This is a genomic window from Shimia sp., assembly GCF_965227725.1.
Lineage (GTDB): Bacteria > Pseudomonadota > Alphaproteobacteria > Rhodobacterales > Rhodobacteraceae > Shimia.
Genome location: NZ_CBDDGH010000003.1, coordinates 69420 through 85115, shown reverse-complemented (window position 1 = coordinate 85115; position 15696 = coordinate 69420). Strand labels below are relative to the sequence as shown.

General features: G+C 58.9%; 18 protein-coding genes. 13 read left to right on the top strand and 5 right to left on the bottom strand.

Annotated elements, in window-relative coordinates; genetic code table 11:
• Positions 1-61: 61 nt before the first annotated feature.
• Together secE and nusG are read left to right on the top strand one after the other, a co-directional pair.
• Positions 62-259 (top strand): preprotein translocase subunit SecE, encoded by a 198-nt coding sequence (secE, locus tag ACO07T_RS06070; RefSeq protein ID WP_209065879.1) that lies wholly within the window; start codon positions 62-64, stop codon positions 257-259.
• A 193-nt stretch (positions 260-452) separates the two neighbouring features.
• Positions 453-986, top strand: a complete 534-nt coding sequence (nusG, locus tag ACO07T_RS06065; RefSeq protein WP_209065880.1) for a transcription termination/antitermination protein NusG — start codon at positions 453-455, stop codon at positions 984-986.
• 82 nt (positions 987-1068) lie between these two features.
• On the opposite strand, the gene rpiB is transcribed toward nusG, so the two are convergent.
• Positions 1069-1509 carry a ribose 5-phosphate isomerase B gene (gene rpiB / locus ACO07T_RS06060; protein WP_209080740.1) on the bottom strand — a complete coding sequence of 147 codons (441 nt, stop codon included), beginning with the start codon at positions 1507-1509 and terminating at the stop codon, positions 1069-1071.
• A 203-nt stretch (positions 1510-1712) separates the two neighbouring features.
• Here rpiB and ACO07T_RS06055 point away from each other — a divergent pair, with 203 nt between their 5' ends.
• From ACO07T_RS06055 to ACO07T_RS06035, 5 genes are all read left to right on the top strand, one after another.
• The gene (locus ACO07T_RS06055; protein ID WP_422048674.1) at positions 1713-2105 is read left to right on the top strand and encodes a hypothetical protein; all 393 of its coding nucleotides are present in this window, start codon (positions 1713-1715) and stop codon (positions 2103-2105) included.
• A 217-nt stretch (positions 2106-2322) separates the two neighbouring features.
• Positions 2323-2748 carry a 50S ribosomal protein L11 gene (gene rplK / locus ACO07T_RS06050; RefSeq protein WP_058239823.1) on the top strand — a complete coding sequence of 142 codons (426 nt, stop codon included), beginning with the start codon at positions 2323-2325 and terminating at the stop codon, positions 2746-2748.
• Positions 2748-3446 (top strand): 50S ribosomal protein L1, encoded by a 699-nt coding sequence (gene rplA / locus ACO07T_RS06045; protein WP_209065883.1) that lies wholly within the window; start codon positions 2748-2750, stop codon positions 3444-3446. Before rplK ends, rplA begins: the two co-directional genes overlap by 1 nt.
• A gap of 132 nt (positions 3447-3578) precedes the next feature.
• Positions 3579-4844: a glycosyltransferase gene (locus tag ACO07T_RS06040; RefSeq protein ID WP_422048673.1), complete on the top strand. Its 1266-nt coding sequence runs from the start codon at positions 3579-3581 to the stop codon at positions 4842-4844.
• 113 nt (positions 4845-4957) lie between these two features.
• Positions 4958-6169 (top strand): tetratricopeptide repeat protein, encoded by a 1212-nt coding sequence (locus tag ACO07T_RS06035; protein WP_422048672.1) that lies wholly within the window; start codon positions 4958-4960, stop codon positions 6167-6169.
• Positions 6170-6174: 5 nt separating this feature from the next.
• On the opposite strand, the gene ACO07T_RS06030 is transcribed toward ACO07T_RS06035, so the two are convergent.
• Complete coding sequence (locus ACO07T_RS06030) at positions 6175-6837, bottom strand: hypothetical protein (RefSeq protein ID WP_422048671.1); 663 nt, start codon at positions 6835-6837, stop codon at positions 6175-6177.
• 162 nt (positions 6838-6999) lie between these two features.
• Here ACO07T_RS06030 and ACO07T_RS06025 point away from each other — a divergent pair, with 162 nt between their 5' ends.
• On the top strand, positions 7000-7233 hold the full coding sequence (locus ACO07T_RS06025) for a hypothetical protein (RefSeq protein WP_422048670.1): 234 nt from the start codon (positions 7000-7002) through the stop codon (positions 7231-7233).
• A gap of 68 nt (positions 7234-7301) precedes the next feature.
• On the opposite strand, the gene ACO07T_RS06020 is transcribed toward ACO07T_RS06025, so the two are convergent.
• Positions 7302-7691, bottom strand: a complete 390-nt coding sequence (locus tag ACO07T_RS06020; protein WP_422048669.1) for a hypothetical protein — start codon at positions 7689-7691, stop codon at positions 7302-7304.
• A 181-nt stretch (positions 7692-7872) separates the two neighbouring features.
• Entirely contained in the window at positions 7873-9447 is a 1575-nt protein-coding gene (locus ACO07T_RS06015; RefSeq protein ID WP_422048668.1) for an arylsulfatase, read from the bottom strand.
• Between the two features lie 152 nt (positions 9448-9599).
• Between ACO07T_RS06015 and ACO07T_RS06010 the strand changes: the two genes are divergently transcribed.
• Positions 9600-10502, top strand: a complete 903-nt coding sequence (locus tag ACO07T_RS06010) for a LysR family transcriptional regulator (protein WP_422048667.1) — start codon at positions 9600-9602, stop codon at positions 10500-10502.
• A 164-nt stretch (positions 10503-10666) separates the two neighbouring features.
• Here ACO07T_RS06010 and ACO07T_RS06005 read toward each other — a convergent pair whose 3' ends face one another.
• Positions 10667-11164, bottom strand: a complete 498-nt coding sequence (locus ACO07T_RS06005) for a hypothetical protein (protein ID WP_422048666.1) — start codon at positions 11162-11164, stop codon at positions 10667-10669.
• An 879-nt stretch (positions 11165-12043) separates the two neighbouring features.
• Here ACO07T_RS06005 and rplJ point away from each other — a divergent pair.
• The 4 genes from rplJ (at position 12044) to ACO07T_RS05985 (ending at position 15571) form a co-directional block, all read left to right on the top strand.
• On the top strand, positions 12044-12562 hold the full coding sequence (gene rplJ, locus ACO07T_RS06000; RefSeq protein WP_058239829.1) for a 50S ribosomal protein L10: 519 nt from the start codon (positions 12044-12046) through the stop codon (positions 12560-12562).
• A gap of 71 nt (positions 12563-12633) precedes the next feature.
• Complete coding sequence (gene rplL / locus ACO07T_RS05995) at positions 12634-13014, top strand: 50S ribosomal protein L7/L12 (RefSeq protein ID WP_209065891.1); 381 nt, start codon at positions 12634-12636, stop codon at positions 13012-13014.
• Positions 13015-13248: 234 nt separating this feature from the next.
• Positions 13249-14565, top strand: coding sequence for an enoyl ACP reductase FabMG family protein (locus tag ACO07T_RS05990; protein ID WP_422048665.1), 1317 nt, complete (start codon positions 13249-13251; stop codon positions 14563-14565).
• 190 nt (positions 14566-14755) lie between these two features.
• Positions 14756-15571 (top strand): cyclase family protein, encoded by an 816-nt coding sequence (locus tag ACO07T_RS05985; protein WP_422048664.1) that lies wholly within the window; start codon positions 14756-14758, stop codon positions 15569-15571.
• The last annotated feature ends 125 nt before the right edge of the window (positions 15572-15696 follow it).

The window sequence follows — 15696 nt, the reverse complement described above, 5'->3', positions numbered from 1 at the left end:
CCTTGAAATTGCCGCAAGCCCCAAGTATGTCAGCCTTTGATCAAGGCAAAGAAGAAGCGTCATGGCGAAAACCAATCCGATCACCTTTATTCAGCAAGTCCGCGCGGAAGTTTCCAAAGTGGTCTGGCCGACCCGTCGCGAAGTGCTGTTGACCACTGTGATGGTCTTCATCATGGCAGCGCTGACTGCGGCCTTCTTCTCGCTGGTGGACATTCTGATCCGCTCCGGCTTGCAAGGCATTCTGGCGCTTTTCGGCTAATCCCCACAGGCCTTCGCTCGCCGGTTGTCCCTTGAATTGAGCGGGCAAGGGCGGTAGGGACTGCTTCTACAAGATGCATGGCGTGTGGCGATTCGAGTTGCACGCCGATTTTTTGTTCCTGATAGTCTGATTTGAGACTGCGAACATAAACGACACTCCGGCCAGACGCCGGCAAGGACGGGAAGAACAACAGATGGCGAAACGGTGGTATTCGGTTAGCGTGCTTTCGAACTTCGAAAAGAAGGTCGCCGAAACAATTCGCACGTCGGTCGAAGAGCAGGGGCTTGAGGACCAGATTGACGAAGTGCTGGTGCCGACCGAAGAAGTGATCGAAGTGCGTCGCGGCAAGAAAGTGACCACCGAGCGCCGCTTTATGCCGGGCTACGTGCTGGTTCACATGGAAATGAGCGATCAGGGCTATCACCTGATCAACTCCATCAACCGCGTCACCGGCTTCCTCGGCCCACAAGGCCGCCCAATGCCAATGCGCGACGCGGAAGTTCAGGGCATCCTGGGCCGCGTTGAGGAAGGCGAAGCCGCGCCGAAGCTGATGATCAGCTTTGAAGTGGGCGAGAAGGTCAAGGTCAACGACGGTCCGTTTGAAGACTTCGACGGCATGGTTGAGGAAGTGGATGAAGAGAACCAGCGCCTGAAGGTGACGGTCTCCATCTTCGGCCGTGAGACCCCGGTTGAGCTGGAATACACGCAGGTGACCAAGCAGATGTAAGCTGCGGCACTTTGCAGAGACAAAAAAGCCCCGCATCAGGTGATGCGGGGCTTTTTCTTTGTCTGGTGGTTGCCTGTGGCGATCAGGCTTCGATCATGTCCACGCGGGTGGCGTGGCGGCCGCCTTCAAACTCGGTGGAGAGGAAGGCATCCACGATCTCAAGCGCGAGACCTTCGCCCACCACGCGTGCGCCGAGCGACAGCATGTTGGCGTTGTTGTGCGCGCGGATCATCGCGGCGGAAAACGTGTCAGAGCAGACACCGCAGCGGATGCCTTTGACCTTATTGGCGGCCATCATGATGCCTTGGCCGGTGCCGCAAAGGATGATGCCAAGATCCGCTTCGCCAGCGACAACGCGCTCGGCGGCGGCCTGGCCGTGTTTGGGGTAGTGGGTGCTTTCGGTGGTGGTCGGGCCGATGTCGAGCACCTCATAGCCTTGGGCAGAGATGTGGTCGGCCACCGCGCGGCGCAGATCGATGGCGGCGTGGTCGCTGGAAAGCACGATGCGTTTGTTGGATGTCATGAGGGAGCCTCAGAAGGTTGCGGAGGAGATAGAGTGCGGCGCGCTTGAAGCAGGTGACGCGGGGTTTGTCAAATTATGCGGGCCAGATGTACGGCGCGTGCTGGTGCGCGCCAGCGGCAAAACGCGCGTTTGCGGGAACGTGATTGGGCGAGGTTGAGTGCTCTCTGGTACGGCACGCAATTATACCCATTGGAGAATATTACATGAAACGGACCTTTGCATTTGCCTGTGCGTTTGCCGCTTTCGCAGGTCAGTCGGCTTTGGCCGAGGAAAAGGCGCTGTCTACGGCGCAGATTGAAGAGCTGCTGGTCGGGAACACCGTGGAAGGCATTCATTTTGGCGCACACACCCGCCAGTATTTTTCGGAGTCGGGGCTGACGCTGTGGATCAAGAGCGGCGACGCGGCCCCCTCGGAGGCGCGTTACAAGATTGAGGACAACGCCTATTGTTCCAGCTGGACGGGCCTGTGGAACGAGCCTGACTGGGGCTGTTTTGCCATCCACCATGACGAGGCGCAGGGGCTTTATTACTATATCGCGGAGAATTTCCGGGCGCCGTTTGTTGTTGGCAATGCCTTCTCGCTTGACGCGGATTGATCCTGTGGCCATTGGCATGGCTGTCATGCGCGGGCAGGGCATGTGCCAAAGGTTGCTCCGCCCCCTTGCCAACGCCCTAAAACAGGCGTAAACGCCGCCTCTATCGTCTTCGGGCGAGATTCTCTCGTGGGAGGTCTTGGGCATCGCGATGCACAGATCGGACCACGCAACACAAACCGGGCAGATCGCGTTCTGCCTATGTTGAAAGGAAAACCAAATGGCTAAGAAGCTTGCTGGTACAATGAAGCTGCAGGTTCCTGCAGGTCAAGCCAACCCGTCCCCGCCCGTAGGTCCGGCGCTGGGTCAGCGCGGCATCAACATCATGGAATTCTGTAAGGCGTTCAACGCTAAGACACAGGACATGGAGCCAGGTGCGCCTTGCCCAACCGTGATCACCTACTATCAGGACAAGTCCTTCACCATGGACATCAAGACGCCTCCTGCGTCTTACTACCTGAAGAAGGCTGCCAAGCTGAAATCCGGTGCAAACCTGCCAGGTCGTGAGACCGTGGGTTCCGTGACCGCTGCCCAGGTGAAAGAAATCGCCGAAGCGAAAATGAAAGACCTGAACGCCAACGACATCGATGCTGCAATGCAGATCATCCTTGGTTCCGCGCGTTCCATGGGCATCGAGGTGAAGTAATGGCGAAACTTGGTAAGCGTACTGCCGCCGCGCGTGAAGCGTTCGCAGGCAAAGAGAACCTGAGCGTCGAAGAAGCTGTTGCACTGGTCAAAGGTGCGGCGACTGCAAAATTCGACGAGACCGTAGAAATCGCTGTTCAGCTGGGTGTTGACCCACGTCACGCAGACCAGATGGTCCGCGGCGTTGTTGGTCTGCCGAACGGCACCGGCAAAGACGTGCGCGTTGCAGTATTCGCACGCGGCGCAAAAGCTGAAGAAGCACAAGCAGCAGGTGCCGACATCGTTGGCGCAGAAGACCTGATGGAAACCGTTCAAGGCGGCACCATCGACTTCGATCGCTGCATCGCGACCCCTGACATGATGCCTGTTGTTGGCCGTCTGGGTAAAGTGCTGGGCCCACGTAACCTGATGCCAAACCCAAAAGTTGGCACCGTGACCATGGACGTTGCTGACGCTGTCAAAAACGCCAAGGGCGGCGAAGTTCAGTTCAAAGTGGAAAAAGCCGGCGTTGTACACGCAGGCGTTGGCAAAGTGTCTTTTGACGAAGGCAAGCTGGTTGAGAACGTGAAAGCCTTCATGGGCGCAGTTCTGAAAGCCAAGCCTGCTGGCGCAAAAGGTGCCTACGTGAAGAAAGTTGCTCTGTCCTCCACCATGGGCCCAGGCGTGACCATCTCCGTGGACGCCGCTGCTTCTGAGTAAGCGCAACACTTTGCAGAAGAATTTGAGGGCGTCCCGGTTGGGGCGCCCTTTTTCGTGGACAGGCGGCGCCCTGCAGGATGTATTGCGCAGCGAAGGTGGCGCCTCACCGAATGGTAACCCAAGCGGTGCATGATGAGGTCACATAAAGGGAACGACAGCCTGAAGGTCGATGTGACAGAGAGCAACGCCGAAAGACTTCTGATTTATGCGCCCGTGCCGCTTTATCGGGCGCAGGGGCAGCTGTTTCTGGAGGATCAGGCGCGGGTTGGCTTGCGGCTCTGGGCGGATAATTTTGCCACTGTGGCCGCGATGATGCCGGTGATTGACGCACCACCACCCGTGGGCTGGAGCGCCTATCAGCCTGACGACCTTGATCGGGTGGCGTTGCATCCGCTGCCTGCGGCCTATTCCTTCGCTGGTTTTGCAAAGCATTACCCCGCCACGCGCTACAAGATCCTCTCGCTGATCGGTGAGGCGGATGTCCTGTCCTTTGCCATTGGCGGGCTTTTGGGAGACTGGGGCGCGGTGGCATGTTTCACTGCCAAAAGCGCCGGGCGTCGCTTTGCGGTCTGGACCGATCGGGTGGAAAGCGAAGTGACCCGCCTGACCGCCACGCAAGGCCCGTTGCGGACGCGGCTGCGCAAGCGGCTGACCGCGGGGCCGATGTGGGCGCTTGAGAAAGCGGTGATCCGGCGCGCGGATCTGGGGTTGTTTCACGGGCGGGAGACCTTTGACACCTACGCGCCTTTTAATCGCAATCCGCATGTGGTGCATGACATTCTGCTGGATCGCAGTTTTCAGATCGACACGCCGTGTTTTCACGCTAAGCAGCAGGCCCTGCAGCAGGGGCCGCTGCAGATCGTCTATGCCGGGCGCGCAGATGCGATGAAGGGGCCGCTGGAATGGCTCAGCGTTTTGCAGGGGCTCCGCGATGCGGGTGTGGCGTTTCATGCCAGCTGGCTGGGTGATGGCCCCATGCTCGAAGAGATGCGGCGTGCGGTGGCCAAGGCGGGGCTTGAGGCGCAGGTCTCCCTGCCGGGCTTTGTGCAGGACCGCGAGGGGGTGATGGCCGCCCTACGGCGTGCACACATCTTCCTGTTTTGCCACAAAACCCCGGAAAGCCCGCGCTGTCTCATTGAGGCGCTGATGTCGGGCACCCCGATTGTCGGCTATGACGGCGCCTATCCGCGCGAGCTGGTGGCAGCCCACGGCGGCGGACGCTTTGTGCCGCGCGGCGATGTGATTGGCCTTTCGGAAACGGTGAAGACGCTGGCCCAGCAGTCCGAGGCGCTTTTGTCCCTGCAGGGGAGTGCCCGCCAGGATGGGCAGGCCTTTGATCAGGACAGCGTATTCCGCCACCGCAGCGCGATTTTGAAACAAACCTTGGGCGGGGTGTGACCCTGCAAGCACCGCTTTCTTCTGGACATGTGCGTTTTCTCGCGATGTAGTTGAAACCATTAGAACAACCGGCGAGCAGCGCTGGTGGAAGTGACTTTTGGGGGAGCGGGATATTGAAACGCATTTTGACCGTGGCAGCCCTGTGGCTGGCCAGCGCGGAAGTGGCGGCCGCAGATTGCGCTGAGGCGCGCAGCATCTGGGGTGATGTGAAAGACAGCGGCTCGGCGCAGGTTTTTGAGGAATACCTCTCGGTTTTTGGGGATTGCGCGATCTATTCGGGATTGGCGCGCGAAAAGCTGGCGGTTTTGGGAAACGTCCAGCCCTCAGCGCCGGTTTCAGCGCCAGAACATGACCCTGAGCCCGCGGTGGCCGACAATGACGCAGGGCAGCTCTCGGACTGGGAGGTGTTTGAAATCGAAAACGCCTGTATGCGTGCCGCCATCGCCCCGCTGCATGTCGAGGATTACATGGGCAGGGCCTGGGATGACATCGTCACCGAAGAAGCGCTTGCCGCCTGCGCTCCGGTGATGGATTTGGACGATCCGGACCCCGAGGCCATGGCGGCCTATGGCCGGGCGCTGATGAAAGCTGAGGATTATAAGGAGGCGGCAGATGTGAGCCTGGCCGCAGCCATGTTGGGCAGCGGGCTTGGGGCCAACAATCTGGGCGTGCTCTATGAAGACGGAAACGGCGTGCCGCAGGACTATCGAGACGCGCTTCTATATTACACCATCGCCGCAGATTACGGCTCTCCTTTCGGGCACATAAACGTCGGGGACCTCTATCGGGATGGTAAGGGCGTTTCTGTGGATGCCGCGCGGGCCATAGCCGCCTATGAGGCTGCAGCCGACTTGGAGTATGGGCCTGCCTATGAGCGCCTCGGCGACCTCTATAGGGACGGGGACATTGTGCCACAAAGCAGCTCGAAGGCGATCTATGCCTACAGCTCTGCCCATGAGCTGGGGGAATACGCCTGCGGTAATGAGATTGCCTATATCTATGAAACGGGTCAGGGAGATCAGCCGCAAAATGAAAGTGAAGCCTTCAGTTGGTATCTTGATGTGCTGTTGAAAGGTGTCACCGAGGAATGGGCGACCTATCGCGCGGGGCGCATGATGCTGGATGGGCGCGGCGTTGAGGCGGATGAGGAAAAGGCGCGAAACTGGTTTGCCCTTGGCGCGCATGGCGGCCATGCGCCGAGCCAGCGGGAGCTTGGCCGTCTGTTGCACCGTTGGGGTGAAATTGATGAGGCGGAGACCTGGCTGCGTCAGGCGGCGGATCAGAACGATGAGGACGCGCAGGCCTTGCTGGCGATCTGGTTCTGAGGCGTTCAACGCAACGCGCGCCTGCGGCACAGCGGCTCTGAGCGGACCGCTTGTCTCTGCACAAATTTCAAATGGCCAAGCGCGGGTTTGAACGCCATGCGCCGGTCATCGCGCGCCATATAATCCAGGATCCGGTAGATGTTGATCGGCTGCTGTTTGATCAACGTCAGGAGGCGCTCCTGTGCCTCTTCCGACGGATAGCTGTCGATCAGCACGCAGGCGCTTTGTGTGGGCGTCAGGATGTAGAAATCCTGCGGCCTGCGTTTGGTGAAATGGGTCGCGTTGAACGGGGATTCGCCAAGCGCGCGGAACTTGGGCATGACCATCTGCATGTCCGCCGTGGTGTGCGCGATGACATGGCCGGTGATCTGCTCAAACCCCAGCGGTTTCAGTTTCTGCATCACATGGCTGCGCATGGGGCCGGCCAAGGCATCAACGTCGGCGCGGTCATATCTGAGATCGTCAAACACCGAGATGATCTGCAGATCCCAGTCGACCACATAGAGATAGGGATCCTGATCGAGCACCTGCAGGCTGTCTTTGAGCTCAGCAAGACTTGGCGCCGCAGTTGGGATTTCCGCGCCAGTTGCGGGCGGGGCGGCGGGCGCTGATGCAAATGTGGAGGTGATCCGTCTGATAAAGCTGCTGGTAAAGCTGCGCGGGGTCATGGGCCTCTTTCTCCTGCTCAGAGGGTAGCACAGATCTCATACGGTGCGGGGCAGGGGGCGGCTCACTTTACCGGCTGGGGGCGCGGTTTTGCGTCATCCCTTGATCGCGCCGTTTCGTATGCGCATCTAAGAGATGAGAGAATTGCCTCAGGAGGGCCAGCCATGTTGCAGGAAAAGCGGAAAGATCTGGATGCGGAGAAGCTCAAGAAGCTGCTGCAGCGGCTGGTGTCTGAGCTGAGCGGGCTTTATCCGGATCTTTATTATCAGCCCACCAGCGAAGTCGCCGCCCTGATCCTGCGCCATGTGACGGGGGAAGCGAAGCTCAACGCCGATGAGCACGCTTTACTCAAGCCGCTCAGCCAGCGTGACGTTGAGGTGCTGCTGAGTTTGCATTGAGGGCGGTGACGCCCGAGCACTGGGGCACTGAGGTGAATGGCGGCGCGCTCTGCACCGCCCACAAGGTCTCAATCCAGCACATCCGCGATGGCGCCGATCAGGTTCAGCACCTCATGCGTGTCCTCATCGATCTCATAGACGTAGTCTCCGGCCTTCACATAGTGGCCCGTGCGGCGCAGGCCGTAGCGTTCAGGCGAACCGATGCGGATAAACCCGCCGTTGATATGGTCCCCGACTCGGTAGCGTTTGACTTGGCCCGGCGGAACGCAAGGCACGGCTTTCTTGGCGAGACCCGGAGGGCAATGCCCAGCCTTGGATTTTGCCAGAACGGGCTGTGTTTGAAGAAAGGTCTGGCTTGCCTGATCCGCAGTCAGGCGCTGCAGCCCGCCTTTGGCCAATGCCGCATGTGGGAGTTGGAGGATGCCGATGACGGCAAGAATGCCCGCTGCTGATTTCATGCCTGATGCCTTTCTGCGTAATGCGCTTTGAATATTGCGAAGCAGGCGGTGAGGCAAACGGCTCGGCAGTCCCCCGCTTGCGCTGGGGCGCTGATGGCGGGGGGGCTGCTGAAGTGTAATCACATAAAGTGCTGTGGCGTTTTGACGGGAGGCGTGCAAGCAGACCTCCCGTCGTTTTCGTTTATTGAGACATGCCGCCTTCGGTGGCGATTTGCTCTTCGACGTGCTCCTGATTGGTCACGGCGACACCGCGTGGCGGGAAGTCCTCAAAGGTGGTCAGGTGCTTCTGGACCAGTTTTGCCGCAGGGCCGAAGGCCCACATTTTGTTGCCCATCCAGCGGGTGTACATGCCGGATTCATCTGCCGCTTTCTCGTAGGGATCGCGCCGCAGGTTGAAGAGCAGAGGCGCGTTGAGCTCCTCTTTGGGACCGGCCCAGCCTTGCGTCTGAACGGTGAAATGCGCTTTCCAGTCACGGTAGCGCACCGCCTGAAGGTCTGGCCCCTCATAGTAGATGATCTCATCGCGGTTGCTGTCGCCTTGTCCGGTGATCAGGGACATCTGGTTGTAGCCGTCCAGATGCACCTGATAGCCTTCGTGGCCTTCCAGCAGACGCTCTGGCAAGTTGTCTGGGCCACCGGCTGCGGCAACAAGGGTGGGCATCCAGTCTAGGCCGTCAAAGATGCCGTTGCTCACCGTGCCAGCAGGCACTTTGCCGGGCCAGCGGATGATCGCAGGCACGCGGAAGCCGCCTTCCCATGTGGTGCCTTTCTCGCCGTGAAACGGCGTTGTGCCGCCATCAGGCCAGGTCATGGTTTCAGGGCCATTGTCGGATGTGAAAACAACGATGGTGTTGTCGGCAATGTTGAGCGTGTCCAGATGCGCGAGGACTTTGCCGACATTGTCGTCGAGCTCTTTCATCACCACATCCTGCAGGCCGCGCCCGTCGCCGAGCATGGCTTCATATTCCGGGCTGAGATGGGTCCAGACGTGAGCACGCGCAGGGGCCATCCAGACAAAGAACGGCGTTTCGCTGTCCACGGCGCGGTTGATGAAATCCAGCGTGTGGGCTGTGACCTCGTCATCAAGCGTTTTCTGGCGCTCCGGCGGGGCCGGGCCGTCATCCACGATGCGCTGTTTGCCCACCGGGCCCCAGCGCGGATCGACGGTTTCATCCGCGGTCTCTGTGGCATAGGCGTGGATGATGTTGCGCGGACCAAAAGTGTCGTTGAAGGTCTGATCCTTGGGCCAATCCGGGTCAGACGTATATTCCATCGCGTTCAGGTGATAGAGCCAGCCCCAGTACTCATCAAAGCCTTTCACCGTTGGCAGGAACTTGTTCATGTCGCCAAGGTGGTTTTTGCCAAACTGCCCGGTGGTGTATCCCAGCGCCTTGAGCATATTCGCCAGGGTCGGGTCATTCTCGTCCAGGCCTTTTTCCGGATCGCCCGGCAGCCCCACCGTGTGCATACCCGTGCGCACCGGCAGCTGACCGGTAATGAAGGCTGAGCGCCCGGCGGTGCAGCTGGGCTGGGCGTAGTAGTCCGTCAGGCGCAGGCCGTCAGCAGCAAGTTGATCCAGATTGGGGGTCTGGATGCTTTTGACACCTTGATGGTAACTGCCAAGGCTGGCCCAGCCCACGTCATCGGCCATGATCACCAGAATGTTGGGTGGGGGCGTTTCTGCCCAGATCGGGCTGGCGTAGAGCGTGGCCGCAGCCACGGCGCTGGCCGCCGCGAGAGACTTCAGTTGGTGCATTTTAGACCTCACACTGGTTAGACATCACGTAAAGCGTGTATCGTCGATGGTGTTTCTGCATAGCGATCAAGCATTTGATGCCGCAACGGGGCTTTACCCAGATTTCAGATTGTGAAACCTATAGGTTGAAAACTGAAAGCAGGTGCGCCCGTATGATCCCCGAAAACGCATTGACCGCTTTTCTCGCTTTGGCTGAAAAGGGCAGTTTTCAGGGCGCAGCGCGCGCGATGGGCGTGTCAAACGCCTCTTTGTCTCGCTACATCAATCAGGCCGAGCAGCACGTCGGGACACCGTTGTTTCACCGCAGCCGCAACAGCAGCACGCTGACACGTGCGGGGCAGGAGTTTCTGCCGATTGCTGAAGGTCTGCGGCAGGATCTCAATCGCTATGCCACCCATGTGGCGAAACTGCGCGACAGAGGGCCGGGGGTGTTGCACATCGGCTGTGGCCCGCTGACCACCAGAACCTTGATACAGCCCGCGATCCGCGCGGTGCGCGCCGTCCTGCCTGATTTGCGGTTCAGGGTGTTGGTGAGCGCTTACGGTCGCCCGCTGGATTTATTGCAGGCCGGGCAGTTTGACATTTTCCTCGGAGATCTGACCTACACGCCGGAAGCGGACAATGTCGAGATCATGGTGATGCAGAAACGGTTGATCCAGTTCGTTGCAAACCGCGATCACGCCATTCACGACGGTGGTCCGCGCACTCTGGCCGAGGTGTTTGCTTATCCGTTTGCCTCACCTTACTTGCACAAGCACTGGCGCAGCACGCTGACAAAAGCTCTGGGCGGCGATGTGCAGGCGGAGGCCACCGTGTCCGCGCTGCCGCAGATTGAAAGTGACGACTATCATCTGCTGACCGGGCTGCTCAGTGAGCCTGAGTATATTGTTGGCGGGGTGGCTGAGAGCTTTGCCGAGATCATGCCAACCGGTCAGGCAAAACCTGTGTCGATGGCGCAGGAGATCTCATGGAACATCTGCGCGGCACGGAAGGTGGAGAACACCTCCTTGGGGCTGGAGGCTTTCTGGGAGGCTTTGGCCGCACACAAGATCTAAGCGCTATGGCGTGGAGGCCAGCGGCATAAGCTTTCAGATGAGGCTGCTACGTGGCTGCTGAGTTTGCCTTAAAGGAGCGTATTCACCGCTATGGAAAGCAAAAGCGATGAATACTCTGGTGTATCAGCCCTTGGCACCAAATGGCTCAAGCGTGTTTGAAGCCCTTAGCACTTGTAGCGCTCTCTGTCGAAATCAAACTGGCTCGGCGCTTTGCAGCGCTCCAGCCTGTGAGGTACGCGACCGGAGGAGAGGTTGTAGGGATCACCTGCCAGTCTCGCGATCTGGCTTTTCTGGGCTACGGCCAACGGTTCGCAGGCATATTGGCCGCCGGTTTGTCCGGTTACGGGGTTGTAGGAGTTAGACGGGTGTCGCCAACAAACCGCGTTTTGCCCGCTGATGACGCCTGTTTTCCATTGCTCATAGAGTGCTTTCGAGTTTCCGGGATACCACAGCCATGCTTCGCCACCGGATTTGAGGTAATTCACCTGAAATCCATGTGCTTTGGAAAAACTGAGGTAGGTGAAGCCGCTGCTGGGATACTCTGCAAAGAGGATGTCCCGGCTGAGCACTTCCTCCACAGGGCTTGGTGCATCAGAGGTGCAGGCCGCCACACCCAAAGAGAGAGCGACGACTGCGGACACTTTACGAATTGCGTGCTTCATTTAGCAGCTGAGCTCAACGCGGTGCGCGCGAACACCCCCTGTTGTCACTTTAACATCCTCAAAGTTCAGATTGGATTTTGTGCCGCCTAGGCTGGTCAGAATCCCCAACTCGAAATTTGTCTGGCACTTTGTGTAGGCCTGCACCGCCTGTTCCAGATCCGCGGGACCGAAGGCAAAAGACCCCGATGGCGCAATTAGCGCGTATGTGTTCTCTGGGTTGGTGGCAATATTGTAGGCATTGTCGTTGTGCACAAAACGCGTGCGGGTTTTCCAGATTTCTTTTGTTTCTGCTTTGTAGGCTTTCACGCCCTCATCTCTGGAGGCTGTAGCGGAAGGGGTTGCGTTGTTTGCACATCCAGAGAGGACCAGGGCGCAGGCGCATGCGAATTGAATAGAGAGGCGCATTTTATTCTCGTTCTTGGGGTTGGTTTACTGCTGCGATGTTATCATAGGTTGTGGCGGGGTGTGAGCGAAGAGTTCGGGGTGCGACCAGAAATTTCATTTTTCGCTTTGCGCGCAGTTTTGATTGGGTACATGTGCTGCGCGGGCTTCGCTGAAAACCGGGTGAGAAACGTGCAGCAATGGCGCCCCCTAACTTTCCTGTGGACAAACCCGCGCGCCCCTTCTAAAAGCCCGCTTGCCCGCCTTGGGGTGTCGCGTCAGCGATTCTTCTGGGGTGGCCTGTCCAAGACGGAGGGTTCCGGCATACGCCTGAATAATTCCTTCCCGAGATGGGGTAAGAGACAAGAATTCTAAGAAGGCCCTTTCCGGGCGCTTCGGCGATCTTGGTTCCCAACCCTTTGTTTGGACCTAAACGCATGCCGCTTTGCGGTGTGCAAAACTGAGCCGGGGTGCAAGCCCCATATTTGGAGTAAAACTGTGGATAGAGCACAAAAAGAGAAGGTGGTCGAGGAACTCGGCCAGATCTTTGAAAGCTCTGGCGTTGTAGTGGTTGCCCACTACGCGGGTCTCACGGTTGCTGACATGCAAGACCTGCGCGCACGTGCGCGTGACGCGGGTGGTGCAGTACGTGTCGCCAAGAACAGGCTCGCCAAGATCGCCCTGGAAGGCAAACCATGCGAGAGCATGGGTGACCTTCTGTCGGGTATGACCGTTCTGACCTATTCCGAGGACCCTGTGGCAGCCGCCAAAGTGGCCGAGGACTTCGCCAAGACGAACAAGAAGTTCGAAATCCTTGGCGGTGCAATGGGCGAGAACGCTCTGGACCGTGCCGGTGTTGAAGCCGTGTCGAAAATGCCTTCCCGCGACGAGCTTATCGCTCAGATCGCTGGCATGCTCGGCGCACCTGCTTCCAGCATCGCCGGTGCAATTGGCGCACCTGCTTCGAACATCGCATCCATCCTGTCTACCATCGAGGAAAAGGCAGAGGCTGCGTAAGCAACTTTTTGAACCGCGTAGGGTGAATGCCCAACGTTGGAACACATATCTGATAACGGAAAGAGTCTAAAATGGCTGATCTGAAAGCACTCGCAGAAAGCATCGTGGGTCTGACCCTGCTGGAAGCACAAGAACTGAAAACCATCCTCAAAGACGAGTATGGCATCGAACCAGCCGCCGGTGGCGCGGTTGTAATGGCAGCAGCTGGCGGCGACGCCGGTGGCGCAGCTGAAGAAGAGAAGACTGAATTCGACGTGATCCTGAAATCCGCAGGCGCATCGAAAATCAACGTCATCAAAGAAGTTCGCGGCATCACAGGCCTGGGCCTGAAAGAAGCCAAAGAGCTGGTCGAAGCTGGCGGCAAAGCAGTTAAAGAAGGCGTGTCCAAGGACGAAGCCGAAGACATCAAAGGCAAGCTGGAAGCAGCTGGCGCTGAAGTCGAAGTTAAGTAATTCGGTTTTTTCACCGATTTGCTGCAGGCGTCCCATTCGGGGCGCCTGTTTTCGTTTGGGCAACCTGTTGCGGTTGCCATTCATAAGGCGTTAATCCCTTGGCTTTGGCCATCTAGCGGTTGCCATCAGGCGCACAATGGGCAATCACAGAACCGAGAGCGCCTGTCAAAAACAGCGCCAAGCAGCAAACCTGGCCCCCGTTCTGCTTTTGGGGCCACAGATAAGAAGTCGACTATGAAACACTCCATTCCCCTGACGGCACTTCCTGAGAATACAGTTTTTGGCGCGGGCGATGTTTTCGTCCTGTTTGGTGAACTCTTCGGGCGCGGCTATGCGACGGGTCTGATCGAGGCGGCGAAGGCTGCTGGCATGGATGTGATCGGCATCACCGTGGGGCGCCGCGAAGATGACGGCGCGCTGCGGGCGCTGACCGATGAGGAGCACGCAGCGGCGGAGGAGAACCTCGGCGGCAAGATCATCAACATTCCGCTGATGGCGGGCTTTGACATGGACGCTCCTGCCGGTGGCGAGACCCCGACCGACATGCTGGGCGACATGACGCTGGACAACTGGCAGGAGTACAAGCTCGACTGGGCGAAAGTGGACGCCTGCCGCGAGATCGGCACCGCACGTTTCACCGAGGCGCTTGGCCGCGTGATGGCAGAGCTGGAAGGTCTGATCCCTGAGGGCAAGAACGTGTTCTTTGCCCACACCATGGCGGGCGGCATTCCGCGCGCAAAAGCGTTTCTGGCGATTGCCAACCGCATCTACAAAGGCCGTGGCGCACGCCACATGCCGTCTCAGGCGCTGATGGACAGCGATCTGGGCAAGCTGATCCTGCAGAACTTTGACGAGGTGACCGCCAACAGCTTTGGCCACCTGCTTGAGCAAAGTGCCGCGCTGCGCAGCAAGATCGAAGCAGGCGGTGGGCAGGTGCGTTACTCCGCATATGGCTACCACGGCACCCGTGTTCTGATTGATGGTGCCTATCAGTGGCAGACCTACACCAGCTACACGCAGGGCTATGCCAAGATGAACCTGGAAGCGTTTGCGCAGAAGGCTTGGGAGCAGGGCGTGAAGGCGACCGTGTTCAACTGCCCTGAAATCCGCACCAACTCCTCTGACGTGTTTGCCGGAATCGAGCTGTCGCTGGTGCCGCTGCTGGAAGCTTACCGCAAAGAAGGCGGTGGCGACTGGGTGCAGGGTGTCTGGGATGAATGTCAGGCGCTGCTCAAAGAGGGCGAAACACTGGAAGCCATTCTGGAGACAGTTGGGGCCTATCAGCAGAACCCTGTGATGCAGTCCTTCTATAACTTTGAAGCCTGGCCAATGCAGAACAGCCCGGAGCAGGTCGAAATGACCGTGGGCACATCCGCTGACATCGTGGCGCTGCATAAGAACCGCAAAGAGCTGGTGAGTGACGTGCTGAGCGCCCATGTGGTGAGCGCGACCGGCGCTTTGATCTTTGGCGCATCCAGCAATGCGGATGGTCCGGTACTATGGCTCGACCACGATTTGGTGGCACAGCAGCTGATCGCTGCGAACAGCTGATCCTGCGCATTATCGCAAGCTTTTGGCAGGCGTCCTTCGGGGCGCCTGTTTTGCGTTTGGGCGGTGCCGCCTCGCAAACACGATTGTGTCAGTCCCTTGTTTTTTGCCGCCACTTCGCTGACGCTGCTGGGAAATTCCAAAAGAGACGCAAGAAAAGACGGAGAATACAGCCACAAAAAGGAGCGGCGGAATGTGCGATATATGTGTGATCAATGCGGTCAAAGGCAAAATGCTGTCGCGGCGGGAGTTCTTCCGCGCGGGCGCGGCAGCAGGGGCGGTTGCCGCTGTCGGGGCCACCAGCGCAGCCCCGGTGCGGGCGCATAATCACGGGGGCATCACCGATCTGACCTACAGCCTGTCACCGGAGTTTCCCACCTGGGGCGGGGAGCCGGGCTTTGCGGCGGAGCAGGTCTTCAAGTTTGCCAAGGATGGCTTCAACCTGCTCAACCTCACGATCAACGAGCACACCGGCACCCATATCGACGCACCGCTGCATTTTTCCGCGGATGGCAATTCGGTCGATGAAATCCCCGTGGAAAATCTGATCGCACCGATCTGTGTGGTGGATATCGCCGCGCGCGCGGCGGAGGATGCGGATACCACGGTGACGCCGGATGATCTGAAGGCCTGGATTTCTGCGCATGGGGATATCCCGGACGGGGCCTGTGTGGCGATGCATTCGGGTTGGGGCGCACATGTGACCACGGAGAAATTCCGCAATTTTGACGGGCAGGCCCAGCACTATCCGGGCTTTCACGTAGAGGCGGCGCAGATGCTGATGGAGGAGACCGGCGCGGCCTCGCTGGCGGTGGACACCCTGTCGCTGGATCCCGGCAATTCAGCAGATTTTGCCACTCATTATGCTTGGCTGCCGTCAAACCGGTTTGGCATCGAGAACATGGCCAATCTCGACAAGCTGCCAGCCTCGGGCGCTACCGTCTTTATCGGCGCGCCAAAGTTTGCAGGCGGCACCGGCGGCCCGGCCCGCATCATCGCGATGGTGTGACGCGGGATTTGAGGGTAAGCTACGCAGCGATCCCATAGAGTGTCGCGCCCGGTCTCGGGCGCGACACTCAGGTCGGGCGGAGGCCTTTGTCCAAATGTCAAGCCCTGAGGGGTTGCAAAGGCACG